Source organism: Ruegeria sp. N7 (assembly GCF_056531345.1).
In genome coordinates, this window is sequence record NZ_JBQFLR010000015.1 from 1 (window position 1) to 19,229 (window position 19,229).

Annotated in this window: 17 protein-coding genes and 1 pseudogene; 9 read left to right on the forward strand and 9 right to left on the reverse strand. The window is 56.8% G+C overall.

Features of this window, described 5'->3' with window-relative positions:
- Positions 1-237 precede the first annotated feature (237 nt).
- Genes ACR0ES_RS15270 through ACR0ES_RS15280 form a run of 3 tightly spaced genes read left to right on the forward strand, consistent with a single transcriptional unit; the run spans position 238 to position 4,323 of the window.
- Entirely contained in the window at positions 238-1,152 is a 915-nt protein-coding gene (locus ACR0ES_RS15270) for a sugar phosphate isomerase/epimerase family protein (protein ID WP_480871228.1), read from the forward strand.
- Complete coding sequence (locus ACR0ES_RS15275) at positions 1,133-2,542, forward strand: aldehyde dehydrogenase family protein (protein ID WP_480588942.1); 1,410 nt, start codon at positions 1,133-1,135, stop codon at positions 2,540-2,542. Before ACR0ES_RS15270 ends, ACR0ES_RS15275 begins: the two co-directional genes overlap by 20 nt.
- Entirely contained in the window at positions 2,542-4,323 is a 1,782-nt protein-coding gene (locus ACR0ES_RS15280) for a thiamine pyrophosphate-binding protein (protein ID WP_480483568.1), read from the forward strand. The genes ACR0ES_RS15275 and ACR0ES_RS15280 overlap by 1 nt, the downstream gene beginning before the upstream one ends.
- Positions 4,324-4,738: 415 nt before the next feature.
- Here ACR0ES_RS15280 and ACR0ES_RS15285 read toward each other — a convergent pair whose 3' ends face one another.
- Positions 4,739-6,118, reverse strand: coding sequence for an NCS1 family transporter (locus ACR0ES_RS15285; protein ID WP_480871229.1), 1,380 nt, complete (start codon positions 6,116-6,118; stop codon positions 4,739-4,741).
- Between the two features lie 19 nt (positions 6,119-6,137).
- Positions 6,138-6,836, reverse strand: a complete 699-nt coding sequence (locus ACR0ES_RS15290) for an aspartate/glutamate racemase family protein (RefSeq protein ID WP_480871230.1) — start codon at positions 6,834-6,836, stop codon at positions 6,138-6,140.
- Positions 6,837-7,019: 183 nt separating this feature from the next.
- Here ACR0ES_RS15290 and ACR0ES_RS15295 point away from each other — a divergent pair.
- Positions 7,020-7,415, forward strand: a pseudogene (locus ACR0ES_RS15295) (IS6 family transposase); the annotation flags it as partial.
- A gap of 35 nt (positions 7,416-7,450) precedes the next feature.
- On the opposite strand, the gene ACR0ES_RS15300 reads toward ACR0ES_RS15295, so the two are convergent.
- From ACR0ES_RS15300 to ACR0ES_RS15310, 3 genes are all read right to left on the reverse strand, one after another.
- Positions 7,451-9,478, reverse strand: coding sequence for an oxidoreductase (locus ACR0ES_RS15300; protein WP_480871231.1), 2,028 nt, complete (start codon positions 9,476-9,478; stop codon positions 7,451-7,453).
- Positions 9,479-9,744: 266 nt separating this feature from the next.
- Entirely contained in the window at positions 9,745-10,692 is a 948-nt protein-coding gene (locus ACR0ES_RS15305; RefSeq protein WP_480871266.1) for a DMT family transporter, read from the reverse strand.
- 163 nt (positions 10,693-10,855) lie between these two features.
- A complete protein-coding gene (locus ACR0ES_RS15310) occupies positions 10,856-11,806 on the reverse strand; it encodes a LysR family transcriptional regulator (RefSeq protein ID WP_480559000.1) in 951 nt (316 codons plus the stop codon).
- Positions 11,807-11,896: 90 nt separating this feature from the next.
- Between ACR0ES_RS15310 and ACR0ES_RS15315 the strand changes: the two genes are divergently transcribed.
- Both ACR0ES_RS15315 and ACR0ES_RS15320 read left to right on the forward strand, forming a co-directional pair.
- Positions 11,897-12,733 carry a TauD/TfdA dioxygenase family protein gene (locus tag ACR0ES_RS15315; protein ID WP_480871232.1) on the forward strand — a complete coding sequence of 279 codons (837 nt, stop codon included), beginning with the start codon at positions 11,897-11,899 and terminating at the stop codon, positions 12,731-12,733.
- A 19-nt stretch (positions 12,734-12,752) separates the two neighbouring features.
- Positions 12,753-14,384, forward strand: a complete 1,632-nt coding sequence (locus ACR0ES_RS15320; RefSeq protein WP_480871233.1) for an arylsulfatase — start codon at positions 12,753-12,755, stop codon at positions 14,382-14,384.
- 9 nt (positions 14,385-14,393) lie between these two features.
- Here ACR0ES_RS15320 and ACR0ES_RS15325 read toward each other — a convergent pair whose 3' ends face one another.
- Positions 14,394-14,555: a hypothetical protein gene (locus tag ACR0ES_RS15325; protein WP_480539185.1), complete on the reverse strand. Its 162-nt coding sequence runs from the start codon at positions 14,553-14,555 to the stop codon at positions 14,394-14,396.
- 78 nt (positions 14,556-14,633) lie between these two features.
- Here ACR0ES_RS15325 and ACR0ES_RS15330 point away from each other — a divergent pair, with 78 nt between their 5' ends.
- From ACR0ES_RS15330 to ACR0ES_RS15340, 3 genes are all read left to right on the forward strand, one after another.
- Positions 14,634-14,966, forward strand: a complete 333-nt coding sequence (locus tag ACR0ES_RS15330) for a YegP family protein (RefSeq protein WP_480539187.1) — start codon at positions 14,634-14,636, stop codon at positions 14,964-14,966.
- A gap of 504 nt (positions 14,967-15,470) precedes the next feature.
- On the forward strand, positions 15,471-16,112 hold the full coding sequence (locus ACR0ES_RS15335; protein WP_480871234.1) for a Crp/Fnr family transcriptional regulator: 642 nt from the start codon (positions 15,471-15,473) through the stop codon (positions 16,110-16,112).
- A 65-nt stretch (positions 16,113-16,177) separates the two neighbouring features.
- Positions 16,178-16,378 (forward strand): YgaP family membrane protein, encoded by a 201-nt coding sequence (locus tag ACR0ES_RS15340; protein WP_480871235.1) that lies wholly within the window; start codon positions 16,178-16,180, stop codon positions 16,376-16,378.
- Positions 16,379-16,447: 69 nt separating this feature from the next.
- On the opposite strand, the gene ACR0ES_RS15345 is transcribed toward ACR0ES_RS15340, so the two are convergent.
- The 3 genes from ACR0ES_RS15345 to ACR0ES_RS15355 form a co-directional block, all read right to left on the reverse strand.
- Complete coding sequence (locus tag ACR0ES_RS15345) at positions 16,448-17,935, reverse strand: TIGR01777 family oxidoreductase (protein WP_480871236.1); 1,488 nt, start codon at positions 17,933-17,935, stop codon at positions 16,448-16,450.
- Positions 17,932-18,585, reverse strand: coding sequence for a DUF4166 domain-containing protein (locus ACR0ES_RS15350; RefSeq protein WP_480487972.1), 654 nt, complete (start codon positions 18,583-18,585; stop codon positions 17,932-17,934). Before ACR0ES_RS15350 ends, ACR0ES_RS15345 begins: the two co-directional genes overlap by 4 nt.
- Before the next feature lie 63 nt (positions 18,586-18,648).
- Positions 18,649-19,212, reverse strand: a complete 564-nt coding sequence (locus ACR0ES_RS15355; RefSeq protein ID WP_480483554.1) for a GbsR/MarR family transcriptional regulator — start codon at positions 19,210-19,212, stop codon at positions 18,649-18,651.
- Between the last annotated feature and the right edge of the window lie 17 nt (positions 19,213-19,229).

The following is a 19,229-nucleotide window of genomic DNA, read 5'->3' on the forward strand; positions in this document are numbered from 1 at the left end:
GTCGAACAAGGCGCAGACGGTGTTCGATTCATTGACGCCTCTGTGCGCTCTCACCAGTCCGGAGGGGTCTGGGTCACTCTCTAAGGGTCTGCCTACACGAGTGTAATACACGCCCGGGCCGTTGCCAGGGCGTTTTCATTTCCTGTTCAGTATTAAAGTTGATATTTTAAAAAATATCAGATATTTTTGACTACGTGTGATGAATTTTAGATTCGCAGACACGTGGAGCTGTCGTTCATGGTGAAACCCGAAGAGGCTGGCGCAAGCCCCTCTCTCTACTCCTTGGCGCATCTGACGCTGATTGGCTGTACGCCGCCCGAGTTGGTCTATATCGCCGCACGGGCCGGTTACGATGCCGTCAGCCCCCGATTCATTCCGATGCATGTGCCCGGCGAATTCACTCAATCCCCAATCGACAAGGCACAGGTGCAGGCCACCAAAACGGCTCTCTCTACCACCGGATTGAAGGTCCTTGATGTCGAGCTTGCACGCATCACCGAAGATGTCGATCCACGCAGTTTTGAGCCTTCTCTTGAGATTGGCGGGGAGTTGGGCGCCAAACGCATGATTATGAGCGCGTGGACAAACACCCGCGATGATCGTGACTTTCTGATCGACGTCTATTCCGAAACCTGCGAACTGGCAGCGCCCTACGGATTAACGGTGGACTTGGAGTTCCCGAGCTTCTCCCGCTTGCGCACGCTGGATGAAGCACTGGACATTGTCCGCGCCTCTGATCAGCCCAACGGCGGTATTCTGGTCGATACGCTCTACCTGCACCTCAGCCGCGTAGATCTTGGTGAGCTGTTGCACGTTCCCTCGGACCTGTTTCACTTCCTGCATATCTCTGATTGCCTGCCCGGCATCGCCGATACGCGTGAGGGCATGATCCAACTGGCCCGCGATGCGCGGCTATATCCCGGTGAGGGATGGATCGATTTCACCGGCATCATCGAACGGATGCCACCCGTCGACTATTCCATCGAACTGCCCAACCAAAGCCGCGTGGCCGAGTTGGGATATGAAGAACACGCGCGTCGCTGTCTCAGCCACGCCAAGCGAACATTCGGCGAGGCGCGGTCACAGCGTCGTATGCCCAATGCTGCAATTCCAAAACACCAAGAGGATCATCATGGGCAAAGAGCTCACTGAAAACGACCGCAACATGGCGGCCGATATGCTGGCACGCGCCCGCGCTGCCATGGCCGAGATCGAGGATTGGGATCAGGGCAGGTTGGACCGCCTGTCTCAGGCCATTGCGTGGTATGCGGGGAACGAGAAAACCTTCACGCGTCTAGCCCAGCAAGGCGTGGACGAAAGCGGTATCGGAGATCGCGAAGGGCGTCCTGCCAAGCGATTTAAGATTCACATGGTGTTGCGTGATGTCTTGCGGACACCATCGACCGGGATCGTCGAAGTAGACGAAGAAAAGGGTCTGGTAAAATATGCCAAGCCTGCCGGTGTGATCGCATCCCTGATTCCGATGACCAATCCAGCGATGACACCACCGGTGACCGGTGTTTCCGCCGCCAACGCCCGGAATGCTGTTATCTTCAGTCCGCATCCGCGAACCGCTCATACCACCTTCGAGATGGTCGAGGTCATGCGAGCGGCCTGCCGTGCCGCTGGTGCCCCCGAGGATCTGTTTCAATCCATTCGCAAACCGTCGATCCCATTGACGCAACATTTGATGGAGATCTGTGATCTGACGCTGGCAACGGGCGGCAAGCCCATGGTCAAAGCGGCGTACAGTTCAGGGCGCCCGGCCTTTGGCGTCGGCGCGGGCAATTCATCCATCGTCATCGATGAGACTGCCGACCTGGACATCGCCGCTCAGAACACACGAATTTCCAAGACGTCTGACTTTGGTTCGGGTTGTTCGGCCGACGGTAACATCATCATCCAGCGCTCGGTTTACGACGATATGGTCAAGGCGCTTGAGGCCGAAGGTGGATACCTGTGTTCGACCAAAGAGAAGGCCATGCTCGAAGCTGCCATGTGGGATGAGAAAGGAAACCGTACCTTCCCGACTATCGCCTGTCCGCCTCAGCAAACGGCCAAGGTCGCCGGTTTCTCGATCCCCGAAGATCGCAAGTTCCTGATGGTTGAAAATCAGGGGCAAATCGGGCCGCAGCACAAGTTCTCGAAGGAAAAACTGACCACGCTGATGGCGCTATATCACTTTGACACTTTCGATGACGCGCTGGAAACGGTCAGCCAGATTTACAACACCGGAGGCAAGGGCCATTCCTGCGGCATCTACAGCCACAATGACGATCACATCGACCGGTTGGCGCGCCTGGCTCCGGTCAGCCGCATGATGGTGCGACAGCCTCAGTCCAAGGCCAATGCGGGTGCCTGGACCAATGGCATGCCTATGACCAGCAGCCTAGGTTGCGGCATCTGGGGCGGCAACATTACCAATGAAAATGTCACCATGAAACACATGATGAACTACACCTGGGTCAGCCGTCCCATCCCCGAGGATCGCCCCTCGGAGCCGGACCTGTTCGGTGAGTTCTACGGACAGGAGGTCGCGTGATGGACGGAGCGAAACTGGAAGGCAAAACCGTTGCCGAACACATCGTCGACTTTCTCGAACGTCGCGAGGTCAAGCATGTATTTGGCCTGTGCGGGCACACGAACATTGCGGTTCTGGCCGCGTTGGCGGAAAGCCCCATCGATTTCGTCACCGTACGGCACGAACAAATCGCCAGCCACGCAGCGGACGCATATGCCCGCGTGACGGGCAAGGCCTCGGTGGTGCTGTCCCATCTCTCCCCGGGGCTGACCAATTGTGCAACCGGGGTCGCCAACGCCGCACTGGACTGTATCCCGATGGTCGTGATCGCGGGCGACATTCCAACGCACTACTACGGTAAACATCCACATCAGGAAGTGAACCTCCATGCAGACGCCGCCCAGTGGGAGATCTATCGTCCCTTTGTCAAACGCGCCTGGCGGGTCGATCGGGCAGACCTGATGGCCGAAATTCTGGAAAAGGCGTTTCATCTGGCCGAAAGCGGCCAGCCCGGGCCAGTGCTGGTCAACGTGCCGATGGACATCTTCTCCGAGGTGATCCCCTCGGACAGTTTCGACCGTATCCGCGACAACACGCGCGCGCTCAAAAAACCGTCGATTGACGATGAAACAGCGCGAGAGATTGTCGAAGCGTTGGCGCAGGCTCAAAGTCCGGTCGCTTATGTCGGTGGTGGTATTCTACTGGCACAGGCCAGCGAGGAATTACGCGCCTTTGTGGAGCACATGGGCCTACCAGTCGCGCATTCTTTGATGGGTAAAGGCGCACTGCGCGACGACCATCCGCTTGTGCTGGGAATGACCGGGTTTTGGGGCACCGAGCTGGTCAACCAGTCTTGCCTGAATGCGGATTACATCTTTGCTGTCGGAACCCGGTTCAAAGAGGCCGATTGCTCCAGCTGGTATCCTGGTTACACGTTCAACATTCCTGGCTCAAAGGTCATCCATATCGACATTGAACCGCAAGAGATTGGACGGAATTATCCCACCGAGATCGGAGTCGTTGCTGACGCCAAGGCCGCTTTGCGCGTCGTCAACCGAGTTGCCCGCGAGATGTATCCTGAGGGCTTCAAACGCCCCGCGCTGGAACAGAAGATCACCGACTTCCGAACGAACTTCAAAGCGCGCAACGTGGACATGGCGACCTCGTCGTCCTTTCCGATGATGCCCGAACGTATTTTGGCAGATACCCGCAAGGCACTGCCCGAGGATGCCATTATCACTACGGACGTGGGATGGAACAAGAACGGCGTCGGACAACAATTTGATATCCTGGCACCCGGTTCAATCCTGACCCCGGGTGGATTCGCGACGATGGGCTTTGGCCCTCCGGGAGCGATCGGCGCAAAACTGGCAGCCCCTGACCGTGTGGTGATAAGTCTTGTTGGCGATGGGGGGTTCGGTCAGAACCCGTCGATGCTGGCAACCGCGGTCGAGCTTGATCTGGGCATCATCTGGCTGGTTATGAACAACAACGCCTTCGGCACTATCGCGGGCCTTCAAAAGGCGCATTACGGTCTGACATACGGGACCACGTTCCCTGGATCAGCCGCAGCTCCTGCAAACGGACCGGGTTATGCGGATATTGCAAGAGCTTATGGTGCAGAAGGGCACAGGCTCAGTGCTGCTGATGAATTGTTGCCCGCATTGGAAGCGGCAATCGCCAGCGGCAAACCAACCGTTCTTGATGTCCCAATGATCAACAACCCAACACCAACGACCGGACATTGGAACATCTTGGACATATACTCACCGGACAAAGAGGTATCTCACGTCGCGACTTGACGAAACTGGGCGCGTCTGAACGCGCCCAGTTTCTTGTGTCAATGCTCATCCGTGTTCGAGCAAATATCAACAGCTCCGTCGCGGCGCGGTCATCGTTGTTGTGTGTCTGAACTTTTTTGTTGGTTAGTTATTCTCAACGAAGCACGTGAGATAATGTCAAATTGCAATAACGCTGAAGTATGTGCGTTCTTAGCGTCCAAGTTTTCTCTCTCGCAGCGAATGGCAGATTCGACGGGACTCGTCGCAGCATAACCAACAGGCGGCCAACGGCAGCCTAGGGCCGGGCGCGTCGTTTAGGCCAAGGCGCTTATTAGCTACCCGGTACGTGACTGTTTTTTGATGGCGGCGAGCAGTAAATGCCTAAGAAAGAAGGCCCGCAATGACGCGAGCCTTCTTTTGGCGGATGGGTCATCGACTATTCGTCGAGAAACCTTTTCGCGCTTGGCAGGTGGTGCATCAGCACGTAGTAGGTCAGACCCGCCGGGATCAGACTTGCGTACCAGGAGATCCCCGAAAAGATCAGGGCCGCGACAACTCCGACACCCATGGCGATCACGGCAGCCCAGTTCACGCCGTTATAGGGGCCTTCCGGATCATAGAGCTTGTCAAGATCAAGCGTCTGTTTGCGCAGCACGAAGTAATCGACGACAAGGATCGCGAAGATGGGACCTAGGAAAGCCGAGTAGGTCTGAATGAAAATGCTCAGGCCTGCCGCGGACTCATCTTTTACAAGTTCCCACGGGAAAGTGCAGAAGGCGAGCAAGCCGACGATCACTGCAGAGGTTTTGAATTTGATCTTGAAGACATCCATCAGCGCATAGGCGGGAGGGACGACGTTGTTCAGGATGTTCGTTGTGACCTGAGCAAAAGCAATGAACAGGAGCGTTACGACCAGCAGCAGCTTGTTGTCGACAGCGCTCGAAAACACCTTGATTGGATCAACTTCACCGGTAGCACCGGACACCATCAGCCCAATGAGGCCCATGAAAAGTGTCGCCGGCAGGATCGAATTTGCATAGATCGCGACCTGCCTTAGCGGCCCAACGCTCCGACGCAATTCGCGCGAATAGTCCGATACGTTCAGCATCATCGTACTGTAGATCCCAAGGAAGAGCATGGTAGCCCCCCAGAACGGTGCACCCCAGGTGCCCTCGACATTTACCAGATTGGTCGAGATTTCTTCGCCGTATTTGTTGATGACGCTAAAGAACATGTAGATCAGCGACGCGATGATGAAGATCGATCCGATATTCTCGAGCCACTTGATCCCGTGAAACCCAAGCACCGAAAGACCGATCTGAAGGAACTGGAAGCCGATAAAGAACGCCCACATGTTCGAATAACCGAGGAGCGTTTCCGACACGAGGTTGAGTGCCCCCGCGCCGATCCAACTCTGGAACCCGAACCAGACGATAGCGGGAACCGAACGCACCAGCGCCGGAATCCGTGTGCCCGAAAAGCCGAAAGCGGACCGGGCCTGTACCATGAACGGAATGCCATATTTGTGACCGGCCTGACCGTTGATCATTAGCGCGAGCCCGATCACCGTGCAGCCGATGGCGATAGCAACAAAGGTCTGCAGGAGGTTCAGCGTACCGACCAAGCCTGACCCGATAGTAAATGTTCCGATGGAAACGCATCCGCCAAGCCACGCGAAAAGATAGGACCACGGGTCCATGATCCGCGTCTCTTGCGGTGCCAGGCTCTCTTCCCCGATCGCCTTGTGTTCGATATGGGTTAGGTGATCGTCGTGCGGCATAGCGACCGTGTCAGCCGTGTCTGATTTGAATGTCATTTTCTCCTCCGATGACAGGTTATTTTAGTTTTGGCCGGGCGTAGGCATTGATTTTGCTGGTCTTCAGGCCGCAACCGACCAGCGCTTCGATCATGCGGGTTGCCACGCTCACGCCATCGATCACCGGAATACCGGTCTCTTCGCTGAGCCACGCGGTCAAATCCGCCATCCCCGCACATCCCAGAACAATTGCTTCGCAACGATCTTCCTCAATCGCGCGCAGGATTTCCTCGCGGATCTTTTCGCGCGCGTTCGAGCCGGGCTCTTCCAAGGCCAAAACAGGGATCTCTGCTGACCGAACCCGCCGGCATTGATGCGACAGGCCATAGCCATGGATCATGTGTTCGATGATGGGCACTGACCGCGGCAAAGTGGTGACGACCGAGAACGAGGTGGCAAGCATGCTCGCCGCCTTCACCGCAGCTTCGCAGATTCCGATGACAGGGCCCGTCGCGATCTCGCGGCAAGCGCCGATACCGGGATCATCGAAACAAGCAACGACAATGCCATTGACCTGCTGGTCTTCTGCGGCTTGCACGCAAGACAGAAGGCCGGGAACTGACATCGCTTCGTCGAAATGCCCTTCGATACTCGCCGGTGCGCCTTGCGCGGTAGCGCCTCTGATCACGACACCGGCACTCGCGGCCGCCTGGGCGGACGTGATGATCTTGCGTGTCATCGATTCAGTAGAGTTGGGGTTTACAACTAGAATTTCCATGTGATCTCCCTTGACGATATAAATCGTTAACAAACGTTGTTAACGATTCCAACAAAAATGTTAACTTAGATTGTCAAGGCGTTACCGATGCCTAGATGGCGTCTGTTCCGACTGGGGGCAGAATGACAGGGGTGTTGTCAGGTTAACCCTAGATCGGTTGCTCGTGTCTGGATTTGGACATAGATCGCATTGGTGAATCCATCGTCCAACAGCTACAAGCGTCACCGATTTCCTCCTCAGATCATTGCCCACTCTGTGTGGCTGTATTTCCGCTTCAATTTGAGCCTTCGCGAAGTTGAAGAGATGCTGCTTGCGCGCGGGATCGGCGTTTCTTACGAGACTGTCCGGCGTTGCGTGATCAAGTTCGGACGGATGATGGCTCGAAACTTGCGACTAAGTCAGGACCGTCCTGGTGATGTCTGGCATCTCGATGAAGTTGTCGTGAAAATCGCTGGTCGCAGGTATTGGCTTTGGCGCGCGGTCGATCAGCATGGCGTCGTGCTGAACGAAATACTCCAACCGAAGCGGGACAAGCGGGCCGCAAAACGGTTGTTGCGCCGCCTGATAAAGCGTCTTGGCTTCCTCCATTGGTCAGCAAAGAAGTGAAATTTCTTTCAGACAGTTACACATATTCGCAATGCATCGAGAATTGCGGCGTGTATATTTCGGCTTGTAACTGCGTCGCCAATTCGGGCCAAATGGAAACGGCCGCTTAGATTGGTGTCAACGAATGGAAATGTCCCACCAAAAAGCGCCTTGTGTTCAACCTGCCCGTGGTTCCGCGAGCTTGGTTTGAGATCGTGAAAAAGTCCGTCCATTGGGGACAGGCCATGTTCTACGACTACGTGATCAACAAGACGTTCAGTGACATCCCCCGTCAACACATGACGCAGGCTGGCGCGAACTCCATCATCTTCGCGCACCAGGGAGGTAAGCTCTTGCAGGCAGGTGAAGGTAACTCCATTGGCGGCCAGATCGCGTAAGGCGACGGCAGAGGTCGTTGGGCCAAGGTCATGCAGAAGTGCCCGGTCCGGGGTTACAAGATTTACACTGCAACCATTGCCCGCCAGCGCGTCGGCAGTTACAGCCGCAGGGTGGTCGCCGACTTCATCGAACAACAGCACCTCGCCCGAGACACGTGCCTCGCCCGACAACACGTCCCAACTGGAAATTGCCAGGTCGCCGCCGGGGATAACTGTGGTTTCGGGCCAGCCGCCTGTTGCAACGATCACCAAATCGGGGGCTTCGGATATCACGTCATCAGCTTCGGCATAGGTGTTCAAGCGGATATCGATCCCAAGCAAAGTCACTTCGGAAATCAACCAGTCAGCTACGCCCCAGACCTGTCTGCGCGTTTTCCCTTTAGAGGCCAGAACCAACTGCCCGCCCAGCCGATCCGATGCCTCGAACAGCACGACTTCGTGACCGCGCAGGGCGCAGACCCGTGCGGCCTCCAGTCCGCCGGGCCCGCCGCCGACGACAACAACTTTCTTTCGGGTGTCGCTGTAGGCGATGATATGAGGCAAGGTCTGCTCACGCCCCGTGGCGGCATTGTGTCCGCAAACGGCAGGTTTGCCCTGATTGACCCGGTCCACGCAGTAGCCCAAGCCGACACAGGGGCGGATGCGTTCTTCTTCCCCCCGCGCGAGTTTTTCTACCAGATAGGGATCTGCCATCTGTGCGCGGGTCATGCCCACCAGATCGACATGGCCGCCGGAGACCGCGTGGCGGGCCGTGGCAATATCCGCAATCCCTCCTGCGTGCAGGATAGGCAAATCGACGGCATCACGGATGCGCCCGGCCACGGTGATATGCGGTGCCGCCGGCAGGCCCATGGGGCGCACCCATTCAGCCAAACCCAGATCATCATAGGGCGCGCCGGCGAGGATGTTGAGCAGGTCGACATCGCTGGATTTTTCCAGCATCCTGGCTGCGGCAATGCATTCTTCAGCGCTCAGCCCACCTTCTTTCAGTTCATCGCCGGTGATGCGCATCGACAGGATGAAATTAGCGCCGACTTCGGCGCGCACGGCGTCGAGCACCTGCAAGGTCAGGCGCATGCGGTTCTCCAGCGTTCCACCATAGTCATCGTCGCGCTTGTTTGTCAGCGGGGACAGGAATTGCCCCAGAAGGTGTGAGTGGGACAGGAGCTCGATCCCGTCGAATCCTCCTTGCTGACAGCGACGCGCAGCGGCTGCGAAATCGTCAATCACGCGGTTGATGTCTTCTTGTTCCATGGCCTTGGGAAAGGCACGATGTGCACGTTCGCGGATACTGGACGGAGCTATGACAGGCAGCCAATGGCCATCATCCCATGCAGTGCGGCGCCCCATATGAGTGATCTGACACATGATCGCGGCACCATGTTCGTGAACGCCATCCGTTAGTTTCCGAAACCATGGAATGACGCTGTCATCACCGGCATAAAGCTGGCCGAACACCGATGGGCTATCAGGGGCGATATTGGTCGACCCACCGACCATGGTCAGGGCAACCCCGCCCTTTGCCTTTTCCTCGTGATACAACCTGTAGCGGTCCCGGGGATGGCCATCTTCAACAAAATTCGGCGCATGGGACGTGCTGACGATGCGGTTGCGCAAAGTCAGGTGTTTCAATTGAAACGAATCGAGTAGGTGCGCCACTTTCGTGCCCCTTCGGCCAAATCTGCTGTTTGAAAACTGTCCAGGGTCGGCTCCGCTGGTCAGTTTCAACACCTGATGAGTTTGGTTGTCGAAAGCACTTTACTTGGGAAGCTATGCGTAAGAATTCACTGCTTCCGACATTGCTGTATGAAAAGGCGACCCGACCAGGAAATCCAATGGTGGAACACCCTTTGAGTACAGAAGGGAACCTGGCAGGGGCCGCTCGATCCATCAAGGTCTGCACAAGGTTGCAATCACGTGCAATCTTAGATTGGAGGTGCTGCGCGCGCTGTGATCAACTGTCTGGCAGTAACTCTTTCGCGATGTATCATGTACAGACCTGCACCGATGATGATGGCAATGCCAAGCAGGCTAAGCCTGTTCGGAAAGTCATTGAAGACAAGGTAGCCAAACAAGGTTGCTACCGGCAGCTCAAAATACTGCAAAGGAGCCAATGTGGCAGACGGGGCAAATGACAGCGCATAAGTCATCATCATGTGGCTTACCGTCGCAAAAAAACCGGTCCCAAGAAGCCACAACAGTGCAATGTCTTTCGGCCAAACGGGATCGAAAAGTTCGGAACCAGAACCTTGCGCAACCAATAAGATTGGAATGCAAAACAGACTGGCAACCAGGCCAGTGTGAAATTGCAGAGCCACCGGGTGCATCCGTCGCGACAAGCCCCGCGTCACAAGAATGTAGAAAGCGAAAGCAACAGCCGTACCGAGAGGAATAATTGCCACTGCGCCGAAAGCCGCGAAGCTGGGTTGGATGACGAACAATACGCCGACAAACCCTACAAGAGCTGCCCCGACGCGACGAGGACCGACATCTTCACCAAGGTAAAACTTGCCGACCAGCAAGACAATGAACGGTGCCACAAACACGATGGCAAGGGCATCAGCAAGCGGCATCACTCGGATAGCCGTAATGAAACAAAAAGTCGCGAACAGCAAAAGTACTGAGCGGAATACAAGTACCATCAATTCACCGCTCGCGACACGCAATGACAGTCCCATTTTCCAGACAAACGGTCCCATCAACGCACATTGCAATACAAAGCGGGCGGCCGTTATCTGCCCAACTGGCACACTGGCCGATGCGAGCTTGGCAGCTACATCCAGCAAGGGAGCAGTCAGGCAAAATCCAAGCATCAGTGCAACGCCCGCAAGGGTGCGATCCGTGGATTGAGGTGTGGAATCAGCTGAGGTCATCCCATCATGAAGAACTGTCGCCAAATGCGTGTCTGTTCTCAATGCGACGCCAGGCAAAAGTCCCGATATTCCCGAGCTCGGAAAGAGTAGGAGTTTGCTCATGCAGCGAACCGCAGGTTCCATGACCCGCACGGCAGCATCAACTGCCTTGTTTCAGGATTCGCTAACGAGATGTACTGGCCTTTTCATTCAACGGTTTACCTGCAAGGCTAGGCACAGAGATCGGCGACCTGCAAATCTCTAGAAACCGGTCAATCAACGCTGTCTGCACTGTTTGGCGAGAGCGGGCAATCACCACCCTGTAGTGTCCGATGCTTTCCTCGAGCGGTCGCGCAACGATGGGGTCGCCTTCAATCGTGCGATCCTGCTTGGGCGGGAAGCCTGCCAGGGTGAAGCCGAACCCCTTGCCGACGTAGGCCTGAACAAGCTCGCGTGATTGGGATTGGAATGGCACTTCGGGGTGAACGCCTGCGGCCTGCAGCAGTTGAAGATAGCTAGGGCCAGGCCCGGCTGGTGATACAGCGATATAGGGCAGTCCGATCAGGTCGGACAGGCTGATCCGGGCTTTTGCTGCCAAAGGGTGTTCGCCTGACAGCAGAACCAGGGGCGGCAGCTCCAGCAGCACTTCTGCCTCATGCCGCTTGAGATCGAACCCCTGGTCAAAAACCACCAGCGCATCCACTTCGCCACCATCCAGTGCGTCCACCAAGGTCGGATAATCCGCTTCCTTCACCTCGACACGAACGTCTGGGTAGCTTTCGCGGAAGGCAAGCACCGCAGGCAGGACGATGCGCTGTGCCAGTGCGTGATGAGTGCCGATGTGGATCCTGCCAGTGCGTCCTGACGCCAGGTTCTCGGCCTGCCTGTCCAGCGCCGCGGCCTGCGCCAGCAGCGCCTCAGCCTGGGCGAAAAACTCCTTTCCCGCAGGCGTCAGCCGCATACCTTGCGCCGGAAAGCGGTCGAACAGGGTCAGGCCGGTGGTCGCCTCCAGTTTGTCCACCGCTGAGGCAATCGCGGCGGGAGAAACATTCAATTGCCGAGCAGCCTGGGCAATACCGCCCCGCCGGGCGGTTTCTGACAGGTAGGCGAGTTGGCGAAGGGTGAAATTAATCATCTAAAAAACTGACGTTTGAGGTGTATTAAATCAGTTTTACCGACCTTTTGACAAGCCCTATGCTGCTTTTGGGACAAACAGGAGACTCACATGGAGATTCTTCCTCTGACGGGGGGGCTGGGTGCCGAAATTCTGGGTGCGGATGTCCGCAGCGATGCAGATTTTGACGCCATTCAGCGCGCATTTGCCAAATACTCGGTGATTGTGCTGAGGGGGCAGGATGTGGGCCCGGAAGATCACCTCGCCTTTGCCCGCCGTTTCGGGCCGGTCAACGTGAACCGGTTCTTCAAGCCGGTCAAAGGGCACCCCGAGATCGCCATTGTGCTGAAAGAGAAGAACCAGAAAGAAGCCGTTGGAGAAGGTTGGCATACCGATCATTCCTACGATCAGGAACCGGCGATGGGCTCGATTTTGCATGCGATCGAAATGCCGCCTTACGGCGGCGATACGCTGTTTGTCTCAATGGGGGCCGCCTACGAGGCGCTTTCGGCCCCGATGCGCCGGTTTCTCGGCGAGCTGACGGCCGTGCATTCCTCGCGGCATGTGTTCGGCGCTGCCGTAATGGATAGCGAGGCAGTAAAGTCAGGACGTCTGGGCAATGCAGAGGCCGCAATCCTGGACGCCCGGCATCCGGTCGTTATCACGCATCCCCTGAGCCGACGGCGTGGCCTTTTTGTGAACCCGGTCTTCACAACCCGTATCGAGGGTTTGGCCCCGGCTGAGTCCGAGGCGCTTCTGGCCATGCTCTATGCCCATTGCCAGCAACCCGAGTTCCAATGCCGTGTGCGCTGGCAGGCCGGTGACATTACCATGTGGGACAACCGCGCCACCTGGCATAAGGCGATCAATGATTATCACGGCTTCCGCCGTCTGATGCATCGTGTCACTGTTGAGGGCGTGCCCCTCGCGCCCGCTGCTGCGGCCTGACCTTAGCGAAAGTATCGCAATGACCCACCTCAACTCACAGGCAGCAACCAGCCGGCCCAATGTCATCCTGATCCTTGCGGACGACATGGGATTTGCCGATCTCGGCTGCACCGGTTCTGAAATCCAGACCCCCAACATCGACGCCCTTGCGCGGGGCGGCGTTATGCTGTCGGCGATGTACAACTGCGCCCGCTGCTGCCCCACCCGTGCTTCGCTTCTGACCGGGCTTTATCCGCATAATGCAGGCGTTGGCCACATGGGCGCCAATCTGGGCACCCCTGCCTATCAGGGCTTCCTGCGCAATGACAGTGCCACGATTGCCGAGCATCTGCGCGCCAGCGGTTATGCCACGCTGATGTCGGGGAAATGGCATGTGGCGGGCGATTTTGAAGCCCGTAAGGTGGACAGTTGGCGGGTTGGCGACGTCGAACACCCAACCCCGCGCCAACGCGGCTTTGACCGGTTTTACGGGATCATGGATGGGGCCACACATTTCTTTTCGCCGCATTACATGCTGGAGGATGACAGTCGGGTCGAAACCTTCCCTGATGACTTCTACTTCACCGACGCCATCACCCAAAAGGCTATTGGTATGATCGAAAGCGCTGTGGCGGAAGAAAAACCCTTCTTCCTTTACCTAGCCCACACAGCGCCGCACTGGCCGTTGCACGCCCACCCTGAGGACATCGCAAAATACGATGGGGTCTATTCAAAAGGCTGGGACCATATTCGCACCGCGCGCCATGAAACCATGAACGGTCAGGGTTTGTTCCAGCGCGGCTGGGACATCTCGCCCCGCGACAGCACTGTACATGGTTGGGAGCAGGAACAGAACCGGGACTGGGAGGCCAGCAAGATGGCCACCTACGCGGCGATGGTTGACCGCATGGATCAGTCGATCGGCACGCTGGTTGCGGCCCTGAAACGGCTCGGTCAGTTCGACAACACGCTGATCCTGTTCCTGTCAGACAACGGCGGCTGCGCCGAGTTCATGGCCGAGGACGGCTGGGCCAAGTTCTATCCTGACCGCACCCATGACGGCAGACAGATCACCATGGGCAATGTGACCGGTCTGCGCCCCGGCGATGCCCAAACCTTCCAGAGCTATGACAAACCGTGGGCCAATGTCTCCAATGCGCCGTTCCGGCTTTACAAGCATTATGTCCACGAGGGCGGTATCTCCACCCCACTAGTGGCCCATTGGCCAAATGGGTTCGAACCGCGCGGCACGGCTCATGCAGCCTGTCATGTGGTCGATATTCTGCCGACCATCCTGGAAGCCACCGGAGGCACCTATCAGACAGAGGTGGGCGGTCATGATATCCAACCGTTGCAAGGGGAATCTCTGCTAGGTCTAATGAAGGGCAAGGACTGGCAGCGCGAGCAGCCGATCTTCTGGGAGCACGAGGGCAATGCCGCCATCCGGTTGGGCCAGTTCAAGCTGGTTCGACTGCATGACCGCCCCTGGGAGCTTTACGATATCGAGGCCGACCGTACCGAGTTGACCGACCTAGCGGGCCGCAACGCCGCCCTTGAGAAAGACATGATCCATCAATACCAGGCTTGGGCGGAAACCGTCGGCGTGATGGACTGGAACGTAGCGTTGCCGAAACTGCTGGCGGCATGGGGGATGGAGAACGCGGATGGCTGAAGCTGATCGCTAGGTGGCTGCTGAGGTCCCTTGGTAAAGGACGGGTTTGCTCGCATCCTGCCAGTTCTGGCGAGGTGTAACGAATGGAACCGAAGCCAGCATCAGATCATCCATTTCGATCTTACCTGTGACTTTGGGGGTATCTTGCTCTGGGTAGATTGCTCGCCTCATCTTTTTTCTTGAGACGAATGTTTAATTATAGGAATGTATTTGAAAAAATCGAAAGTAGAACAGAGGAGTAGGCGTCAAATGGCCGGGAAGTTCGAGATATATAAAGACAAGGCTGGTGAATTTCGATTTCGTCTGAAAGCAGGGAATGGTGAAATCATTCTGGCCAGTGAAGGATATGTTCAAAAGGCGAGTGCCACGAACGGGATCGAGTCAGTCAAGAAGAACGCGCCGGATGACAGCCGGTACGAGCGCAAGGAAACCAAGTCCGGCGGTCATATGTTCAACTTGAAGGCCAGCAACGGTCAAGTGATCGGCACCAGCGAGAGCTATACCAGCACTTCAGGGCGGGATAACGGGATCGATTCCGTCAAACGGAACGCACCTGACGCACGTGTCGACGATTTGACGTGACCTGACACGGTAACTTTTTACCACTTCCATTTGTGTAAACTGCGAAGGCGAGATGCATGGACGCATCTCGCACAAAGGCTTGAACAACCAAGCCGAAAGCACTCATCAATCAACCCGTAGGCGCGAACGCATCGTGAAGCGCTTCGTTTCGATTCTGTTTCAAATCCGTGCCTACCGAATAAAACGGCGTTTTAGCGACAGAGGATCCAGACCCATGCTGGCAATCAAATCCGTTGCTTCAACCGCATTTGCCCTGACGACCATTAAACAGAAAAACATGATCCGCTAAGGGCAGACCTCCCCTGGACTCCGTCCATTTCAGCACTTTGCCCAACTGGCAGGCCAATAGAGTCGCCATCTCCACTGATGCCGCCGCTATTAAGACCGTAGTAGAATTGTCAACTTTGGTTCCGCGCGGGTGGGTTTGTCACAGGCAAATTGGGTTTGCTCGCGAGGTCCCCAAGGCTAAAAATCCGGGAGTGAGTGTGAGACGGAGGTAAAGCGGTGACCCAACAGAACTGGAGCCAGGCCATTCTCGACCGGCTCAAGTCCGCAGGAAGTAATCTGACTATACCAGACGGATCCCAACTGTTTGCACCGGGCGCTTACGGTGAGATGTTTTTGATCGTCCGTTCGGGCATCGTCCGGGTGGAACAAACCAGCCCGTCGGGACGCACCGTTGTTCTTTATCGGGTTGGCCCGTACGACAGTTGCGTTATGACGACCTCGTGCATGTTGTCGGACATCCCCTATTCAGGGTTCGGTTATGCCGAGGGGCCGGTGACGGCGCTGGCCATCGGGCGGGACAAGTTCAACACGTTGCTGGCTACAGATGCCGAGTTTCGGGGCGCGGTCTTCATGGCGTTTTCACAACGCATTGTTGAGCTGTCCGAGGTTATCGATGATCTTCTACTTAACCGGATGGACCTGAAATTGGCGCAGTGGCTTTTGGATCAGGGCGCACCTTCGGGCGATATCCGCATCACGCACCAGCGCATTGCGGCCGAACTGGGCAGCGCACGCGAAGTCATGTCCCGTATTCTCAAGGATTTTGAACATCGCGGGTGGGTCAGGCTTGAGCGAGGTGTGATTTATCTGCAGGACCGCCCAGCCCTGCACCACCATGCAAGAACGGGGGTTGTGTGACCTCGTCACATAACACGACTTGGAAAACAGTGAATCTTGGGCCAGACAATCAAGGAGATTCGACCATGCAATTCACGTCAAATGTTGGTTCTGTCGACCGGATTCTGCGCCTGATCCTCGGTGGTGTGCTGCTCCTTCTGGCACTGACCGGTACTATCGGCCCCTGGGGTTGGCTTGGGGCTGTGTTTGTGGTGACAGCATTCATGAAGTTCTGTCCGATCTATGCGCTTCTGGGTCTGTGCACCAACAAGCAAGCCAAGCCGTAACACGACCAACCCTTGCCTCGTGCAACACCGGGATTTGTCTGGATCCCGGTGTTGCGCAGCTGGCGCAGGTCAGGCGCGACGTTTCTCAGAGCTGACGCTGTTTGAGGCGGCCCGAGCGCCCGTGATCCTGGCAAGGGCGGGGGCCAGCTCGGGGCTATTGAAACGGAACCCGCTGCGTAGCAGTTTTGCCGGAATGACACGCTGGCCACCCAGTATCGTTTCACGTCCCATATCCCCTGCGACGTTTGTGATCAGCCAAGCAGGCAGACGTATCAGGGCAGGGCGGTTCAATGCGCTTGCCAAAGCCTGTGTGAACTCTGCGTTGCGCACCGGGTTTGGAGCAGCGGCGTTGAGCGGGCCGTTGATATCCGGATGCGACATGGCGAATGCGATGACGCGGATCAGATCATCCCGTTCGATCCAGGGCATCCACTGTTGTCCGTTCCCCAGCTGACACCCGGCGCCAAACTCGAAAGGTGTCAGCATTCGGGCCAGCATGCCGCCTTCAACCCCCAGCACCAGACCGATACGCAGTTGCACAACCCGGACGCCCATATCCACGACTGGCGCAGCGGCGCGCTCCCATGTGTCGCACACCTCATGGATGAAGGCGGGGCAGTGCGTGTCGTCTTCGGTGAGGGTCTCGTCTTGCCGCAGCCCATACCAGCCCACGGCGGAGCCGGTGATCAGACAAGATGGTTTTTGATCCAGCCTGCGGATCAGTGCGACCAAATCTTTCGTCATCTTGACCCGAGACTGCAGGATGCGCGCGCGTTTCCGAGGCGTCCAATGCGCGTTTGCTACCGGCTCACCCGCCAGATTGACGATGGCGTCAAAACGCTCTGTGTTGTCAATTTGCTCGAGTGAGGTGATCAGGCGTACCGGATGGGTCAAAGCGTCGACCTTTTGCAGATTGCGGGTCAGGACGGTGACGTGGTGGCCGCCAGCAACCAGGGCTTCGACCAGGCGTTGTCCGATGAAACCGGTGCCACCCGTGATCAGCAGATGTTGTCGGGGCGCGAGTTGCGCGACCAGAGAGGCCGAGTTGACAGCATTCAACCGCGTGCTGCGTGCGGCCGCCACCAAATCGCGCGCGCTGAACAGCGCCACACCAATCGCGGCAAGGGTCGCCATGATGCTCCAACCGCCGTGATGGACGGGTACCATCTCTGACGGCAGGGCAGACCAGGTCCAAAGGTATGGGGCAGCCAGCGCGAGGATCGCACCATAATTCAGCGCCAGCAAAGTGTGATTGACCCGTTCTGTGGCGGGGAGACGGCGGGTCAGGTCCTCTTCAACGAAATCCCAAAGGGTAATCAGGACCTCAAGGCCCAGGATAATGGTCAGAGCAATGGTAAACGTGCCGTGGGGTTCGAACCATCCAAGGCACAGGAAGATGACGGCGTAGAAAGCGTTCCTGACCCCATGCAGGCGCAGTTCGGTCTGTTGCGAAGGGCGCCAGGCCAGCCGCTCGGTGCCTTCGTGGTGCACCAGCGTGTCGAATGCACCCATCGAGATCTGAAGGGCAATCAATGTCCAAAGCAGCGGGTCAGTCATGTCGGATCCTTTCTGTCGTAAAAAATGGCGTCCTGGTGGATCAACTCTCCGAACAGGCGGCTATGAAGGCTTAGGGAAAACAGAAACCGCGCGTCGCCAAGATCGGTGTGAGTGATGGTCAGAACGCCAGGGCGAATCCAGCGCGGGAGGCGCAGTTTCCTATCACCCAATTGAACGAAGTAATGATCGCTGAGAAAGCGGAGACCGGTGCGGTCTGCTTGAACGCGCAATGCGATACCGATACCGGCGCCGATGTATTCTTCGATCCCGGTCGGTCCAGAGAACCGTTTTGCGCTGTGGATAACTTGAGGAAACCCTCCGGCGCGCCCATACTGGCGGATCCAGAACTGTCCGTTAACGGAACTATCCTCGGTCACGGTGACAATCGCGGGCTGATCCACGCTGGATGTATCAAAGGGTAGGGGGCCGCCGATCAGACGGGCCAGATGCGCCAGCAGTTGCCCGGCCAGCGTCAGACGCATTGCTACAACTTTGCCCTGATAGACCACGCTGGCGCCGTTCGCTAGGCAATGACCAAACCGCGCCCGGACCTGATGGGGCAGGGCGGCCCAAGCTGCGGGGCCAACCAAGTCGCGAAACCTTTGATCGGACATGTCCATAACATGCGGAGAGAAATTGCTCAGTTTCATATCACACCATATGCTGTAGTTGCTGTTATTTCTGTAGGAAGAGAAATATATTCTCAAAATTTTTTACGACTTGCCTTTCTTGCTCCCGATCTTGAGGAGCATGATGATCTTGTCGCCCATCTTCATAAGAGCCGAAAGCTTGGACTTAGGGACCGACAGCATTTGCTCGGACCATTGGTCGGCCGTAGTCAGGAACTGTTGCATATTTTGCATTCTCTCCAATACGACAGGGGACAGATCAGCCTCGTCCGAGGCTTGTTGCACGCAGATGTCCAACGCCCGCATCGCGGGGTCGATCTCGCGCTCTTTGCGGCCTTTTGCAATCAGAAGGGCCATGTTCCAGACATCAGTTTCGGCTGCGAAGTGCTCGCGACGATCACCGGGGACGGGCACGCGGTGGATCAAACGCCATCCGGCCAGCTCTTTCAGCGAGTTTGAAACATTTGACCGGGCGATGCCAAGTTCGTTTGCGATTTCTTCGGCATTCATGGGCGAAGTGCTGAGGTACAAAAGCGCATGTATCTGCGCTACGGATCGGTTCACACCCCACTGGCTGCCCATATCACCCCAATAGAGGATGAATTGTGAACGGGCCGAGGATTCGGATAAATCAGTTGTTTCTGTCATGACAGAAATATGAGATA

Coding starts and splice junctions, on each gene's coding strand:
- ACR0ES_RS15270 (WP_480871228.1), top strand. CDS start 238: ATGGTGAAACCCGAAGAGGCTGGCGCAAGCCCCTCTCTCTACTCCTTG.
- ACR0ES_RS15275 (WP_480588942.1), top strand. CDS start 1,133: ATGGGCAAAGAGCTCACTGAAAACGACCGCAACATGGCGGCCGATATG.
- ACR0ES_RS15280 (WP_480483568.1), top strand. CDS start 2,542: ATGGACGGAGCGAAACTGGAAGGCAAAACCGTTGCCGAACACATCGTC.
- ACR0ES_RS15285 (WP_480871229.1), bottom strand. CDS start 6,118: ATGACATTCAAATCAGACACGGCTGACACGGTCGCTATGCCGCACGAC.
- ACR0ES_RS15290 (WP_480871230.1), bottom strand. CDS start 6,836: ATGGAAATTCTAGTTGTAAACCCCAACTCTACTGAATCGATGACACGC.
- ACR0ES_RS15305 (WP_480871266.1), bottom strand. CDS start 10,692: ATGACCTCAGCTGATTCCACACCTCAATCCACGGATCGCACCCTTGCG.
- ACR0ES_RS15310 (WP_480559000.1), bottom strand. CDS start 11,806: ATGATTAATTTCACCCTTCGCCAACTCGCCTACCTGTCAGAAACCGCC.
- ACR0ES_RS15315 (WP_480871232.1), top strand. CDS start 11,897: ATGGAGATTCTTCCTCTGACGGGGGGGCTGGGTGCCGAAATTCTGGGT.
- ACR0ES_RS15320 (WP_480871233.1), top strand. CDS start 12,753: ATGACCCACCTCAACTCACAGGCAGCAACCAGCCGGCCCAATGTCATC.
- ACR0ES_RS15325 (WP_480539185.1), bottom strand. CDS start 14,555: ATGAGGCGAGCAATCTACCCAGAGCAAGATACCCCCAAAGTCACAGGT.
- ACR0ES_RS15330 (WP_480539187.1), top strand. CDS start 14,634: ATGGCCGGGAAGTTCGAGATATATAAAGACAAGGCTGGTGAATTTCGA.
- ACR0ES_RS15340 (WP_480871235.1), top strand. CDS start 16,178: ATGCAATTCACGTCAAATGTTGGTTCTGTCGACCGGATTCTGCGCCTG.
- ACR0ES_RS15345 (WP_480871236.1), bottom strand. CDS start 17,935: ATGACTGACCCGCTGCTTTGGACATTGATTGCCCTTCAGATCTCGATG.
- ACR0ES_RS15350 (WP_480487972.1), bottom strand. CDS start 18,585: ATGAAACTGAGCAATTTCTCTCCGCATGTTATGGACATGTCCGATCAA.
- ACR0ES_RS15355 (WP_480483554.1), bottom strand. CDS start 19,212: ATGACAGAAACAACTGATTTATCCGAATCCTCGGCCCGTTCACAATTC.